Source organism: Rhodopseudomonas palustris (assembly GCF_007005445.1).
Taxonomy (GTDB): domain Bacteria; phylum Pseudomonadota; class Alphaproteobacteria; order Rhizobiales; family Xanthobacteraceae; genus Rhodopseudomonas; species Rhodopseudomonas palustris_G.
Genome location: NZ_CP041387.1, coordinates 3,497,068 through 3,511,113, shown reverse-complemented (window position 1 = coordinate 3,511,113; position 14,046 = coordinate 3,497,068). Strand labels below are relative to the sequence as shown.

Sequence of the window (14,046 nt, the reverse complement as noted above, 5' to 3'; positions counted from 1 at the left end):
TTCAGGCCAAAATCATCGGATAAATCCGACAATAGACGTTGCGGCCGAGATCGGACATGGTCGGCGCGCTTCGGCGGTTGGGGGACAATGTTGGATATCGAAGGAAAACTGGCCCGGATCGGCATCACCGGGACGCTGTACAAGCTGTATCTGACCGCTGTCGGCCTTGGCGGTGCCTCGGTGACGGCGGTTGCGGCCAAGGCCGGGTTGCCGCGTACGACCGCACACGATGCGCTCGCCAAGCTGGAGGCCGAGGGGCTGGTCCGGTTCGTCGACCACGGTAAGCGGCGCTTCGTCGTCGCCCAAGAGCCCGGCATCCTGCTGGAGCGGCTGGAAGCGCGTCGGCAGATGCTGGAAGACGTGATGCCGGTGCTGCGCTCGATGTATCACCACGAGAGCGGCCAGCCCAACGTCCGCTTCCATCCCGGCCCCGACGGCATCCGCACCACGCTGTGGGACACGCTGTCCGGCGACGACAAGGTGCTGCGTGCCACGCTGTCGATGCGCGAACTGATGGCCGAGCCGGGGCTGGAGGAAATGGAGCACTATCTGCAGGAGCGCGCCCGCCGCGGCATCTGGCTGCGGGTGATCCGCTCGGTCGAGCGCGACATCGCGCCGATCTGGCCGTCCAGCCAGGAATTGCGCCGCGAGCTGCGCTACGCGCCGCACGAACATACCCTGGCGATGACCTGTTTCATCTATGGCAACAAGGTCTGCCTGATCTCGTCCGCCCGCGAGAGCTACGGGCTGATCATCGACAGTGCGGAATTCGCCGCGTTCCAGGCCTCGATGTTCGACGCGATGTGGAGTCTCAGTACGCCGGATACCCAGCCGGCGATCCTGACGCCCGACGGCGAAGGATGAGCGAAGTACCGGCGTTCGCGACGGTTGAGTAGCGTGCGATAGGCCGCTACAGCTTGCGGTTCTGATCGAACCGGCCCGGAGCTGCAGAGACGCTGAGGAAATGACGGAGCACGCAGGATATCCCGCGCCGGCCGAGGTTGCCGGCGAGCCGCTGTTGCGTATCGAAGCCGTGGAGAAACGGTTCGGCGGCTTCGTCGCCGTCGACCGGCTGTCGCTGGACATCAAGGCGGGCGAATTCTTCGCGCTGCTCGGCCCCAGCGGTTGCGGCAAGACGACGCTGCTGCGGATGCTGGCGGGCTTCGAGACGCCGGATGCCGGGCGTATCCTGCTGAATGGCGTGGATATCGCCGCAGTGCTGCCGCACGAGCGCCCGGTCAACATGATGTTCCAGAACTACGCGCTGTTTCCGCACCTCAACGTCGCGGCCAACATCGCGTTCGGGCTGAAGCGGGCGCGGCTGCCGCGCAAGGAGATCAAGGCGCGGGTCGCCGAGATGCTGGCGCTGGTCAGGCTCGATGGGCTGGGCAAGCGCAAGCCGGATCAGCTTTCCGGCGGCCAGCAGCAGCGCGTCGCGCTGGCGCGGGCGCTGGCGCTGCGGCCGAAGCTGCTGTTGCTCGACGAACCGATGGCGGCACTCGACAAGAAGCTGCGCGAAAGCACCCAGCTCGAACTGATCGCCCTGCAGAAGCGGCTCGGCATGACCTTCGTGATCGTCACCCACGATCAGCAGGAGGCGATGACGGTGGCCGACCGCATCGGCGTGATGCGCGCCGGCAAGCTCGATCAGGTCGCGGCGCCGCGGCAGCTCTACGAGGCGCCGGCCTCGCGCTGGGTCGCGGAGTTCGTCGGCGACGTCAACATGCTGGAAGGCAGCGTCGCCGGCCGCGATCACGGCCGCATCACCGTCGCGACCGGTGGGGCCGGCGAGGTTGTAGTGGCAGAGCCGCGCGAGGCGATCGAGGCCGAAGCGATCTGCGTGGCGATCCGGCCGGAGAAGATCAAGCTGTCGCTGCGCGGACCGGCCGCCGATGCCGGCCATGCCGACGCGATCAATCGGCTCGACGGTACCATCACCGACATCGGCTATGCCGGCGGCATGACCAGCTACAAGGTCCGGCTCGATCACGGCGCTACGCTGCTTGCCGCGATGGCCAACACCACGCGGCTCGACGTCGACGCCTATCATGCCGGCCAGCATGTGGTGGCGTGGTTCTCGCCCGACGATTGCGTGGTGCTGACGCGATGAGCGGTCGCCGGATCTTCACCAAGCCGGCGCGGCTCGCGGCTGTCGCGCCTTACGTTTGGATGCTGCTGTTCTTCCTGGTGCCGTTCGGCTTCGTGGTGAAGATCGGCCTGTCGCACACTGCGATCGCGCAGCCGCCCTATACGCCGGTGTTCGACCTCGCCGCCGGTTGGGCGGCGTTGAAGGCGGCGTTCGGGGCGCTGTCGCTCGACAATTTCAGGCTGATCTTCGGCGACGATCTGTACCTGCTGTCGTATTTGCGCAGCCTGACCGTGGCCGCGGTGTCGACCGCGATTCTGCTTCTGATCGGCTATCCGATCGCGTTTGCGATGGCGCGGCTGCCGCGCGGCTGGCAGCCGCTGGCGATGATGCTGGTGATCGTGCCGTTCTGGACTTCGTTCCTGATCCGGATCTACGCCTGGATCAACATCCTGCAGCACGACGGCCTGCTCAACCAACTCCTGCTGGCGCTGCACATCGTGTCGAAGCCGGTGGTGTGGCTGTCGACCGACACCGCGATGTACATCGGCCTCGTCTACTCCTACCTGCCGTTCATGGTGCTGCCGCTGTACGCGACGCTGGCGAAGCTGCCGCATTCGCTGTCGGAAGCGGCCGCCGATCTCGGCGCCTCGCCGCGCCAGGCATTCTGGCTGGTGACGTTCCCGCTGTCGCTGCCCGGCATCGGCGCGGGCGTGCTGCTGTGCTTCATCCCGATCGTCGGCGAGTTCGTGATCCCGGACCTGCTCGCCGGCTCGACATCGCCGATGATCGGCCAGACGCTGTGGCTGGAGTTCTTCACCAACCGCGACTGGCCGGTCGCCTCGGCCCTCGCGGTGCTGCTGCTCGGCGTGTTGCTGCTGCCGCTCCTGATCTACGAGCGGGCGCAGCGGCGTCAGCTCGAGGGGAGGTCGTGATGGCGTTGCTGATGACAGACCTCACCGCGAGCGTTGCCTTCTCCCTCCCCCCTTGCGGGGGAGGGTCGGGGTGGGGGGGAGCCACGAGGCGAGGCTTCCGTCTTGAACCCCCACCCCCGACCTCTCCCCGCAAGGGGGAGGGGAGCAGAGGGTGCATGCCATGAAGCTCTCCCGTTTCAACCTCGTCTCGCTGACGCTGGGGCTGGCGTTCCTGTATCTGCCGATCGTGATCCTGGTGGTGTATTCGTTCAACGACTCCCGCCTGGTCACGGTGTGGGGCGGCTGGTCGCTGCGCTGGTATCGCGAGTTCTTCCAGGATCAGCCGATGCTCGATGCCGCCTGGATGAGCCTGCGCGTGGCGCTGACGTCGGCCACGGCGGCGGCTGTGCTCGGCACGCTGGCGGCGGTGGCGCTGTCGCGGGCAGGGCATTTCAGGGGCCGCACCCTGTTCTCCGGGATGCTGTACGCGCCGCTGGTGATGCCCGAAGTGATCACCGGCCTGTCACTGCTGCTGTTGTTCGTCGCGATCAGCGCCGAGCGCGGGTTCTGGACGGTGGTGGTCGCCCATACCACGCTGACGATGTGCTTCGTCGCGGTGGTGGTGCAGTCGCGTCTGCATGCGCTCGACCGCAGCATCGAGGAGGCTGCGATGGATCTCGGCTGCTCTCCGGTGGAAGCATTCCTGCGCGCCACCGTGCCGCTGATCTGGCCGGCGATTGCGGCGGGCTGGATGCTGGCGTTTGCGCTGTCGCTCGACGATCTGGTGATCGCCAGCTTCACGACGGGCCCCGGCTCGACCACGCTGCCGATCCGGATCTATTCGGAAGTGCGACTCGGGGTGAAGCCGGAGATCAACGCGATCTGCACGCTCATCATCGCCGCCGTGACGGTGCTGATCGTGGTCGCCTCGCTGGCCGCGAAGCTGTCGAAGACCCAGGCCGACAACGCCGCGCCGATGTGAGGTGCGCAACACGCGCTCAGAATGATCGTCTGATCGTCGGGGGCGTGGCGCGAACTGATCAATTCGCCTTCGGTTCGGCCGGCGCGGCAGCCGGTGCTTCGGCCGGCGGCTCGGCGTCCTGCTTCTTGCCGGTGATGCGTTCGAGCACGGAACGCACTGTGTCGCGGGTCTTGCGGTCCTTCACCGCGTCGAGCAGCGGCGCGGACGCCGGCGAGCGGCGGATCAAGCTTTCCGGGTCGGGGAAAATCAGCGGGTCGTCCCACGGCCCCTGGACGATGAACGGCAGGTCGAAGCCGGGCTTGGCGCCGGAGCCGTTCGCCAGACTGGCGACGCCCTTGAGATCGTATTCCCGGGCAGGCACTGAGGCGGTGCCGCTCAGCGAGATCCGAGCGGTCGGTCCGTCGATCCGGATTTCGTCGGCAGTGGCGAGGCCGTCGGCGAACCGCACCGCCACGGTCAGTTTGTCGAACGGCGTCTTGCCGCTGCGGAAATTGCCGCCGCCGGACAGCGGCCGTCGCTCCAGCCGCTTCAGGAGCTGTTCGACGTTGAAGCCGCTGATCGCCCCGTCGTGGCCGGTCAGCAGCGCCGAGCCGTCGAGCGATTGCGCCAATCCGAACGGTGAGGCGCCCTCGGCTTCCAGCGAGACGCTGAGATTGCCGCGGCCGGACAGGTTGCGGACGCCGAGCAGGTCGGCGGCACATGTCTGCAGATCGACGTCGTTGAACTGGAATTGTGCCTTGACGCTGGCGGCACGGTCGGATCGTGCGATGCCGAACGTGCCCTGGGCGATGCCGCCATACACCTGGGCCTCGCCGACGCTGAGCGCCAGCGCGCCGCCGCGGAGGTTGGCGCTGATCGCGGTGCGGCCGAGCGCGGTGGTGCCGATCGTCACCTTGGCGGCCGACAGCCGCATGTCGAGATCGACCGGGTCGGTCGAGGACAGGTCGAACAATTGCCTGTTCCAGTCGCGCGCGCCGCTCGCCAGCAGGCGGATCGTCGACATATACGGCGTGACGTCGATGCTGCCGGCGGCGAGCGTCGCCTGCAGCCCCTGATGGCCGCCGGCGATGCTGTAGGTCATCACGCCTTCGGCGACGTTCTTGTCCAGTTCGACATTGACGTTGGTAAGGGCCACCGACGGACCCATCAGGTTGGCCCGTGCTTTCAGGGCGAACCGGCCGAACCCGCCGGCACCCGGCGGCTCCTGGCCGGCCCAGCGCAGCGCGTTACGCAGCGAGGCGCTGTCGGCGGTCACCGTTCCGGTCAGCGACAGGGCCGATTTGTTGGCGACAGTGCCGTCGAACGCGATCTTCATCGGCGCTCCGGCCAGACGCAGCTTGATGCCGGAACTGTCGCCGCGGAGCGCGGCGATGAAGTCCGCGATCGTGATCGAGCCGTCGATGCGCTCGCCGCGGAAGTCGAACTGTCCGGTCGCGGCGAAGGTGCGCGAGATCGACGGCCACGCCAGCGACAGGTCGATGTCGCCGATGTGTTCGTGAATCCCGGCAGTGTCGTCGCGATAGCTGAGCTCGCCGTCCTGCAACCGGATCTCGGAGAACGATACCTGGTCGTCGAGGCCTGGCTTCATCGTCCGGGTCAGGCTGGCGATGAACGGCGTCCAGTTGCTGCGGCCATCGGCGTTGCGCACCACGTGGATCGACGGTTGACCGAGCACCACGTCGGCGATCTCGAACCGCCGCAGCAACAGCGGCAGCAGCCGAAGGTTGGCGATCAGCGTCTTGACGCTGAGTGCGGCGTCGCCGCCGCCGTCCCCGTCGCTCGCGAGCCGCACGTCGCTGAACACCACCGTGCTGCGCGGAAAGATGGTGACGTCGATGGCGCCGTCGACCGCGAGCTGCAGGCCGGTGGCGGCGCGAAGCTGCTGCTCCACCGCCTGGCGCAACACGCCGCGATCGATCGTCAGCGACAGCGCGACCGCCCCCGTCAAGGCGGCGGCGACCAGCACCGCGACAGAGATCCCGAGGCGCTTAATTCCTAGGGCCATCGCCAACCAGTTTCCGGAACGTGAGCGTGAATGTCGTGCGCGAGAGGCGGCTCCCAGAGGGCCGGACCTGAAGCCGCAACTTGCTCGGTTTTCTTGGCGCTTTCAAGGCTTTCCGGGTATCGAGGGGGTGGTGCAATTGACGCGTTGCGGGGTTTTTGCCTAATAGTCCTAGTCGCAGCAAAGTCCCCTCACAGGTCCTGCACCATGAACAAGGTATACCCCGACGCCAAGACGGCACTCGACGGCATCTTGCGGGACGGCATGATGATCATGTCCGGCGGCTTTGGCCTGTGCGGCATCCCCGAGACATTGTCCGACGCGATCCGCGACTCCGGCGTCAAGGATCTGACTTTCGTCTCCAACAACGCGGGCGTCGACGGCATCGGCCTCAGCCGGTTGCTCGAGACCCGGCAGATCAAGAAAATGATCTCGTCCTATGTGGGCGAGAACAAGCTGTTCGCGCAGCAGTTCCTGGCGGGCGAACTGGAGCTGGAGTTCGCGCCGCAGGGCACGCTGGCCGAGCGTATCCGCGCCGGCGGCGCCGGCATCCCGGCGTTCTTCACCAAGACCGGCGTCGGCACCCTGGTGGCGGAGGGCAAGGAAGTACGCGAATTCGACGGCGAGAAGTACGTGATGGAACGCGGCCTGTTCGGCGACGTCGCGATCGTCCACGCCTGGAAGGGCGATACCGCCGGCAATCTCGTGTACCGAAAGACGGCGCGCAACTTCAATCCGATGATGGCCACCGCGGCGAAGATCACCATCGCCGAGGTCGAGCATCTGGTGCCGGCGGGCGAGATCGACCCGGATCATATCCACACCCCGGGCATCTTCGTGCAGCGCATCGTCCACGTGCCGAACGCCAAGAAGCACATCGAGCAGCGTACCACCCGCAAGCGCGCCGAATCGGCGGCGAGCTGAGGAGAACCCTGATGGCCTGGACCCGCGAACAGATGGCCGCGCGCGCCGCCAAGGAATTGCGCGACGGCTTCTACGTCAATCTCGGCATCGGCATTCCGACGCTGGTTTCGAACTACATCCCCGACGGCGTCGATGTGGTGCTGCAGAGCGAGAACGGCATGCTCGGCATGGGGCCGTTCCCCTACGAGGGCGAAGAAGATCCGGACCTGATCAACGCCGGCAAGCAGACCGTCACCGAGCTGCCCTCGACCAGTTACTTCTCGTCGGCGGATTCGTTCGCGATGGTTCGCGGCGGCCACATCGATCTCTCCATTCTCGGCGCCATGCAGGTGGCGCAGAACGGCGACCTCGCCAACTGGATGATCCCCGGCAAGATGGTCAAGGGCATGGGCGGCGCGATGGATCTCGTCGCCGGCGTCAAGCGTGTCGTCGTAGTGATGGAGCATTCCGCCAAGGACGGCCCGAAGCTCTTGAAGTCGTGCAATCTGCCGCTGACCGGCGAGCGCGTCGTCGACATGGTGGTAACCGATCTGGCGGTGTTCACCATCGACAAGCACGGCAACGACGGCATGGCGCTGATCGAACTCGCAGACGGCGTCACCCTCGACGAGGTCAAGGCCAAGACCGAAGCCGAATTCCGCGTCGCGCTGAAGAACGCCTGACGTTCGCCGCGACGCCGGCCGTCCCGGCCAGTGCGGCGGCACGCCGCGCTGTGTGCGATGATCTTGAAACCCGTTAGTGTTCCCCTAGATCGACTGGGGTCCGCCCTGTTTTGATGCAGGGCCGGAGCGCGGTTCGATTTGCCCGGCTCGTCAGGTGCATTCCGGCCTGTTCGGGTGTCGCTGCGATCGGCCCGAAGCGGCTGCGACTCCGATCTCAGCGCGTCGTAACGTAGGCGGTCAGGCTGCGAAAGCTGCCACGCGATCTGAGAGGAACGCGGCCGCCGGCTGGGGCGTCTTCAGTCGGACGACAAGGAGCAAGGCTCCCGTCGGGGAGCAAAGCGGGGAGACACCGTCGTGGAGCTCAACAAGAAGACCCAGTTCAATATCGGGTACTGGCTGATCGCGCTGTTCGTCTTGCTCGGCTTTCAATATCTGTTCACCACCGCGACGCTGGTCGCGCAGATCCCCTACAGCCAGTTCGAGACCTATCTGTCCGAGGGCAGGATCGCCGAAGCCGCGGTGTCCGATCGCTTCATCCAGGGGCGGTTCAAGGAGCCGATCGACGGCAAGCCGATGTTCATCACCACCCGGGTCGAACCGGATCTGGCGCGCCAGCTCCAGGACAAGGGCGTCGTCGTCACCGGCCGGATCGAAAGTACGTTCTTCCGCGATTTGTTGTCCTGGGTGGTGCCGGTGCTGCTGTTCGTCGGCGTCTGGGTGTTCATCATGCGCCGGATGGGCGGCGGCGTCGGTGGCGGCTTGATGCAGATCGGCAAGTCGAAGGCCAAGGTCTATGTCGAGTCCGACACCGGCGTGTCGTTCGCCGACGTCGCCGGCGTCGACGAGGCCAAGGACGAGCTGAAGGAGATCGTCGACTTCCTCAAAGACCCGGAGGGCTACGGCCGGCTCGGCGGGCGGATGCCGAAGGGCATCCTGCTGGTCGGACCGCCCGGCACCGGTAAGACCCTGCTGGCGAAAGCCGTGGCGGGCGAGGCCGGCGTGCCGTTCTTCTCGATCTCCGGCTCGGAATTCGTCGAGATGTTCGTCGGCGTCGGCGCCGCGCGGGTGCGCGATCTGTTCGAACAGGCCCGCGCCAAGGCCCCGGCGATCATCTTCATCGACGAGCTCGACGCGCTCGGCCGCGCCCGCGGCATCGGACCCTATGCGGGCGGCCACGACGAGAAGGAGCAGACGCTGAATCAGCTCCTGGTCGAGCTCGACGGCTTCGACTCCTCGACCGGCCTGGTGCTGCTCGCCGCCACCAACCGGCCCGAGATCCTCGATCCGGCACTGCTGCGCGCCGGCCGGTTCGACCGCCAGGTGCTGGTCGATCGTCCCGACAAGGCCGGCCGTATCCAGATCCTCGGCGTGCATCTGACCAAGGCCAGACTGGCGTCCGACGTCTCGCCCGAGCAGATCGCGGCGCTGACGCCGGGCTTCACCGGGGCCGATCTGGCCAATCTGGTCAACGAGGCGACGCTTCTGGCCACCCGTCGCAAGGCCGATGCGGTGACGATGCAGGACTTCAACAACGCGATCGAGCGCATCGTCGCCGGGCTCGAGAAGCGTAACCGTCTGCTCAACGCGAAGGAGCGGGAGATCGTCGCCTATCACGAGATGGGCCATGCGCTGGTGGCGATGGCGCTGCCCGGCGTCGACCCGGTGCACAAGGTCTCGATCATCCCGCGCGGCATCGGCGCGCTCGGCTACACCATCCAGCGGCCGACCGAGGATCGCTTCCTGATGACCCGCGACGAGCTGGAGAACAAGATGGCGGTGCTGCTCGGCGGTCGCGCCGCGGAGAAGATCGTGTTCGGTCATCTGTCGACCGGCGCCGCCGACGATCTGATGAAGGTCACCGACATCGCCCGTGCCATGGTCACCCGCTACGGCATGAGCGAGCGGCTCGGTCACGTCGCGCTGGAAAAGGACCGCCGCTCGTTCCTGGCGACCGACCAGCCATATTACGGGCCGCAGGAGCGTAGCTACTCGGACGAAACCGCGGCGGCCGTCGACGACGAGGTCAAGCGCATTGTCGACGCCACCTTCGACCGCACCGTCAAGCTGCTCGGCGAGCGCCGCGACCAGCTCGAGCGCTCGGCCCGCCGGCTGATGGAAAAGGAGACGCTCGACGAGCAGGATTTGCGGACGTTCGCTGAGCCGTCCACCACGGCGACACCGCGGACGGCGCAGGAGGCGGCGTCGTGAGCATCGCTGGTCCCCGCAGGGGAAGAGGGGGGCGATACCAGAGCGATGCACTGAGCGCAGTGCTCGGCGACCGCATAACGCCTCGGCTCGGCCCCAGAGCGTCTGGCGCCTTGCGCAACATGCGCTCAGCCTGAACAATGAGACGAGTATATGGAGAGATGAGCCCGCGTGCGCTTCCTGACCCTGCGCTATTTCAACGAAGTCGCAAGGCTCGGCTCGATCCGTAAGGCGGCCGATCGCTTGCACGTCGCACCGTCGGCAGTCAGCCGCCAGATCGCGCAGCTCGAACACGAACTCGACGCCGTGTTGTTCGAGCGCTCCAAGGTCGGGGTGCAGCTTACGCCGGCCGGCGAAGTCCTCGCCCGGCAGAGCAACCGGATCTTTCGCGACCTCGACCGCGCGCGCAACGAGATCGACGATCTGCGCGGCCTGCGCCGCGGCGAGGTCTCGCTGTTCGTGATCGAAGGGCTGGTGTCGGGGCTGCTACCCGATCTGCTCGCCAACTTCCACCATCGCTATCCGGCCGTCACCTTCCGAATTCAGACCGGATCGACCGATCGCATCATCGAGGCGCTGCTCGAGGACGAAGCCGATATCGGCATCACCTTCAACGCGACGCCGCGGCCAGAGATCGAAGTGATCGCCGAGCATGTCGAGCCGATCGCCTGTCTGGTGGCGCCGACGCATGAATTCGCCAATCGCGCGTCGCTGACGCTCGACGACATTTGCACACAGACGATCGCGCTGCCCGAGCACAGTTTCGGTCTGCGTCAGGTGTTCGAACGGGCGATCGCCAAGCGGCAGCGCGCGCCGCAGGTGCTGGTGACCACCAACTCGCTGGAGCTCACCAAGCGAATGGCGGCGACCGGACAGGTGATCGCCTTCATGCCGGCGCTGACGGTGATCACCGAGCTGCATTACGACGCGCTCCGGGCAATCCCGATTGCCGATCCGGCGTTCGCTGCCGCGCGCTCCAGCATCAGCATCCACCGTGACCGCCCGCTGCCGCACGCGCCTCAGGAGTTCCTGAAGGCCCTGGCGGAAGCGATCCGCGGCCTGTCGCGGACGAGGCGACCCGGCTGAGGTGTTGCCTTTTCGGCAAGATCACATGACCGAATCTCGACTTTTCGGGACAGTCTCTCCGTCTTTAGTCTGGCCTCCACAGGCCCCAACGGAGGACTCGTCGTGAAATCTGAGCGCAAAGGAACCAAGCTGTTCACCGGCGCCGCCTCACGGCGGACCGTCTTGCTGGGCGCGAGTGCAGCCACCATCGTTGCGGTGTTCGACCGGCTCGGTAGTCCGGCGGCCGCCCAGTCCCTGAATGCCATCAAGGTCTCCGAGGCCATCCACCTCGGCATGTATGTGTCGGTCTACGCAGCCAAGCACGGCGGCTTCTTCAAGAAGCACGGGCTCGACGTCGCCGTCAGCTCGGCGGGCGGCATCGCGCTGGCGCTGCCGGTGGTGCTGTCGGGCAATGCCAGCTTCGCGGTCACCGGCGCGGGCATGTCCGTCAACGCTGTCAACGAGGGCGCCAAGGTCAGCAACATCGCCAAGGTGGTCGGCGGCGTCGCGATGTGGGCGGTCGCCAAGCCTGGCACCAAGGTCGGCAGCATCGCCGACTTCAAGGGCAAGACCATCGCGAGTCTGCGCTTCCCGTCCTCCACCATCCAGACCCCGACCTTCGCCATGAAGGACCGCGGCGGGTTCGATCCGGAGGCTGCCGGCGTCAAATTCTTGCAGCTACCGCAGGGCGCGCAGGCCCAGGCCGTGCTCGACGGCCGCGCCGAGTTCGCCACGATGTTCGAATGGGACGTCTCGATCGCCAAGGAGAAGTTCGGCCTCGAGCCGGTGTTCGCCTTCGCCGACATCATCGGTCCGCTGTCCTGGACCACCGCGATGACGCAGAAGAGCGTGATCGAGAAGGACCCGGCGATGGTGCAGGCGTTCTGCGACGCGCTGGCCGAGGCCCAGGCGGCGCTACAGACCGATCGCGAGCTGTTCGTCAAAGCCTCGGTCGCCGAATTCCCGCAGGTCGGCGAGTCGGTGATCCGCTCCGCGGCCGACAATCTGCTCGGCAACTCCGCCGCCATTCCGAAGAACCCGACCATTTCCAAGGCCGAGTGGGACGCCGACATGGCGTTCGAACTCGCCGGCGGCTCGATCAAGTCCGCCCGGCCCTACGAAGAAATGGTCGACAACAGCTTCGCCGAAAAGGCGACCGCCAAGGTCGGCAAGGCCGGCTGAAAATCGAGAGCATCATGTCCAAGCAATTGTCCGCCCGTCCCGAATCCGTCGATTTCGACGCCGCCGCCACTGCGCTGATCGTCGTCGACATGCAGAACGGTTACTGTTCGCCGGGTGGTTACTTCTCGCATCTCGGCGTCGACCTGACGCCGACCCAGAAGGTCATTCCCGCCATCGCCAGGTTGATATCGATCGCCCGCGGCTCCGGCATCCAGGTGGTGTGGCTGCAGAACGGCTGGGATCCGGCGCTGAAGGAGGCCGGCGGTCCGAATTCGGTCAATCAGCGTAAGGGCAATTCGCTGAAGCTGATGCGCAGCCGGCCCGAACTGGCCGGCAAGCTGCTGACCCGCGGCGGCTGGGACTACGAGCTGGTCCAGGAGCTGAAGCCGCAGCCCGACGATCTGTTGGTGCCGAAGCCGCGCTACAGCGGCTTCGCCGGCACCGCACTCGACAGCCTGTTGCGCAGCCGAAGGATCGACACGGTGCTGGTGTGCGGCGTCGCCACCAATGTGTGCGTCGAGTCGACCATCCGCGACGCGTTCTTCAGGGAATACTTCCCAGTTCTGGTGCGCGACGCCTGCTACCAGGCCGGGCCGGAGTTCTGCCAGCAGGCGACGATCTACAATGTCGAGAGCTTCTTCGGCTGGAGCTCGACCGTCGACGACGTCGCCCAGGCGCTCGCTTCCAGCATCGCCGCCTGAATTTCGCCTTCGACAACCAAGGAGTGTCCGTGCCGTTCGAAGTCATCATTCCGCCGGGCTCGCCGCCGCCGCTCGCGCCCTATAGCCCCGGTACCAAGGCCGGCGGATTCATCTATGTTTCCGGTACGCTGGCGATCGGTCCCAACGGCGAGACCGTCGGCGCCGGCGACGCCACCGCGCAGACCCGGTTCGTGCTGGAGTCGATCAAGTCGGTGGTCGAGGCCGGCGGCGGCACGCTGAAGGACGTGGTGTTCAACCAGATCTTCCTGAAGGACCTCGCCGACTACGCGGCGATGAATGCCGTCTACAAGGAGTACTTCCCGGAGACTCCGCCGGCGCGATACTGCATCCAGAGCCCGTTGGTGCGCCCGGAATTCCTCGTCGAGATCGCCACCACCGCTTACGTCGGAACCTGACCATGGCCAATGCGGAGATCATGGGTCGCATGCCCGAGCAGACAGCCGATCGGAAGCCGGCCAAAGCCTCGCAACGCTCGATCTCCGCGCCGTGGCTTGCGCGGGGCAGGATCTTCTTTCTGCAATTGCTGCTGATCGGCGGCTTCCTGTTGCTGTGGGAGATTGCGATCCGCGCCGAGTGGATCAAGGTCTATCTCTACGGCCAGCCGACCGGTATCTGGCGAGAACTGGCCAAGGGGCTCACCACCGGCTCACTGCTCAACGACACCTGGGTCACCGCCAAGGAATCGATTCTCGGATTCCTGATCGGCAGCATCGCCGGCTCGGCCGCCGGCCTGCTGTTGTGGCTGTCACCGACCGCGGCCGCGGTGCTACGGCCACTCTTGATCGCACTCAACGGCCTGCCGAAGATCGCGCTGGCGCCGCTGATCGTGGTGTGGTTCGGCGTCGGCATCGAATCCAAGATCGCGGTCGCCGCCATCATCACTTTCATCGTTGCGATGATCACCAGCTATGCCGGCACGCAGGAAATCGATGGCGACTATCTGAAGATGCTCAAGGCGCTCGGCGCCAGCCGGTTTCAGATGTTTCGTATCGTGATCGCGCCCGGATCGCTGCCGTGGATCGCCTCCGCGTTTCGACTCAACATCGGCTTCGCGATGATCGGCGCGGTGGTCGGCGAATACATCTCGGCCGATCAGGGGCTTGGCTATCAGATCTACTACGCCGGTACGTTGTACAATCTCAACGCGGTGTGGGGCGGCATTCTCGCATTGATGCTGCTGGCGCTGCTGCTCGACGGCCTCGTCGGCTGGGTCGAGCGCCGGATGAAGTGGCGCTGAGGTTCTGAAGATGCCGATCGCTCAATTGTCGGACATTGCACTACGCTACGAGGTCGTCGGCTCCG

General features: G+C 66.0%; 13 protein-coding genes. 12 read left to right on the top strand and 1 reads right to left on the bottom strand.

The genetic code is table 11. The features are described from left to right. Window positions 1–87: 87 nt before the first annotated feature. The 4 genes from FLL57_RS16035 (at window position 88) to FLL57_RS16020 (ending at window position 3,982) form a co-directional block, all read left to right on the top strand. On the top strand, window positions 88–864 hold the full coding sequence (locus FLL57_RS16035; RefSeq protein ID WP_142883398.1) for a TrmB family transcriptional regulator: 777 nt from the start codon (window positions 88–90) through the stop codon (window positions 862–864). A gap of 100 nt (window positions 865–964) precedes the next feature. After that, window positions 965–2,110: an ABC transporter ATP-binding protein gene (locus FLL57_RS16030; RefSeq protein ID WP_013504028.1), complete on the top strand. Its 1,146-nt coding sequence runs from the start codon at window positions 965–967 to the stop codon at window positions 2,108–2,110. Then, complete coding sequence (locus FLL57_RS16025; RefSeq protein ID WP_013504027.1) at window positions 2,107–3,021, top strand: ABC transporter permease; 915 nt, start codon at window positions 2,107–2,109, stop codon at window positions 3,019–3,021. The genes FLL57_RS16030 and FLL57_RS16025 overlap by 4 nt, the downstream gene beginning before the upstream one ends. Before the next feature lie 160 nt (window positions 3,022–3,181). Beyond that, window positions 3,182–3,982 carry an ABC transporter permease gene (locus FLL57_RS16020; protein WP_047308683.1) on the top strand — a complete coding sequence of 267 codons (801 nt, stop codon included), beginning with the start codon at window positions 3,182–3,184 and terminating at the stop codon, window positions 3,980–3,982. Between the two features lie 58 nt (window positions 3,983–4,040). Here the strand turns inward: FLL57_RS16020 and FLL57_RS16015 are convergent, their stop codons facing one another. After that, the gene (locus FLL57_RS16015; protein ID WP_142883397.1) at window positions 4,041–5,987 is read right to left on the bottom strand and encodes an AsmA family protein; all 1,947 of its coding nucleotides are present in this window, start codon (window positions 5,985–5,987) and stop codon (window positions 4,041–4,043) included. A 204-nt stretch (window positions 5,988–6,191) separates the two neighbouring features. On the opposite strand from FLL57_RS16015, the gene FLL57_RS16010 reads away from it, so the two are divergent. The 8 genes from FLL57_RS16010 to FLL57_RS15975 all read left to right on the top strand — a co-directional run bounded on the left by FLL57_RS16010 (window position 6,192) and on the right by FLL57_RS15975 (window position 13,981). Beyond that, window positions 6,192–6,908: a CoA transferase subunit A gene (locus tag FLL57_RS16010; protein WP_013504024.1), complete on the top strand. Its 717-nt coding sequence runs from the start codon at window positions 6,192–6,194 to the stop codon at window positions 6,906–6,908. Window positions 6,909–6,919: 11 nt separating this feature from the next. After that, window positions 6,920–7,570: a CoA transferase subunit B gene (locus FLL57_RS16005; protein ID WP_013504023.1), complete on the top strand. Its 651-nt coding sequence runs from the start codon at window positions 6,920–6,922 to the stop codon at window positions 7,568–7,570. A 354-nt stretch (window positions 7,571–7,924) separates the two neighbouring features. Then, window positions 7,925–9,778: an ATP-dependent zinc metalloprotease FtsH gene (gene ftsH, locus FLL57_RS16000; protein ID WP_142883396.1), complete on the top strand. Its 1,854-nt coding sequence runs from the start codon at window positions 7,925–7,927 to the stop codon at window positions 9,776–9,778. A gap of 168 nt (window positions 9,779–9,946) precedes the next feature. Then, window positions 9,947–10,861 carry a LysR family transcriptional regulator gene (locus tag FLL57_RS15995; RefSeq protein WP_142883395.1) on the top strand — a complete coding sequence of 305 codons (915 nt, stop codon included), beginning with the start codon at window positions 9,947–9,949 and terminating at the stop codon, window positions 10,859–10,861. 102 nt (window positions 10,862–10,963) lie between these two features. After that, on the top strand, window positions 10,964–12,022 hold the full coding sequence (locus tag FLL57_RS15990; RefSeq protein ID WP_142883394.1) for an ABC transporter substrate-binding protein: 1,059 nt from the start codon (window positions 10,964–10,966) through the stop codon (window positions 12,020–12,022). A 14-nt stretch (window positions 12,023–12,036) separates the two neighbouring features. After that, complete coding sequence (locus tag FLL57_RS15985; protein WP_142883393.1) at window positions 12,037–12,723, top strand: isochorismatase family protein; 687 nt, start codon at window positions 12,037–12,039, stop codon at window positions 12,721–12,723. Window positions 12,724–12,752: 29 nt separating this feature from the next. Continuing rightward, entirely contained in the window at window positions 12,753–13,139 is a 387-nt protein-coding gene (gene rutC, locus FLL57_RS15980; protein ID WP_013504018.1) for a pyrimidine utilization protein C, read from the top strand. 29 nt (window positions 13,140–13,168) lie between these two features. Continuing rightward, entirely contained in the window at window positions 13,169–13,981 is an 813-nt protein-coding gene (locus tag FLL57_RS15975; RefSeq protein ID WP_041808062.1) for an ABC transporter permease, read from the top strand. The last annotated feature ends 65 nt before the right edge of the window (window positions 13,982–14,046 follow it).

Coding starts and splice junctions, on each gene's coding strand:
- FLL57_RS16030 (WP_013504028.1), top strand. CDS start 965: ATGACGGAGCACGCAGGATATCCCGCGCCGGCCGAGGTTGCCGGCGAG.
- FLL57_RS15985 (WP_142883393.1), top strand. CDS start 12,037: ATGTCCAAGCAATTGTCCGCCCGTCCCGAATCCGTCGATTTCGACGCC.
- FLL57_RS15975 (WP_041808062.1), top strand. CDS start 13,169: ATGCCCGAGCAGACAGCCGATCGGAAGCCGGCCAAAGCCTCGCAACGC.
- FLL57_RS16020 (WP_047308683.1), top strand. CDS start 3,182: ATGAAGCTCTCCCGTTTCAACCTCGTCTCGCTGACGCTGGGGCTGGCG.
- FLL57_RS16010 (WP_013504024.1), top strand. CDS start 6,192: ATGAACAAGGTATACCCCGACGCCAAGACGGCACTCGACGGCATCTTG.
- FLL57_RS16015 (WP_142883397.1), bottom strand. CDS start 5,987: ATGGCCCTAGGAATTAAGCGCCTCGGGATCTCTGTCGCGGTGCTGGTC.
- FLL57_RS16005 (WP_013504023.1), top strand. CDS start 6,920: ATGGCCTGGACCCGCGAACAGATGGCCGCGCGCGCCGCCAAGGAATTG.
- FLL57_RS16035 (WP_142883398.1), top strand. CDS start 88: ATGTTGGATATCGAAGGAAAACTGGCCCGGATCGGCATCACCGGGACG.
- FLL57_RS16025 (WP_013504027.1), top strand. CDS start 2,107: ATGAGCGGTCGCCGGATCTTCACCAAGCCGGCGCGGCTCGCGGCTGTC.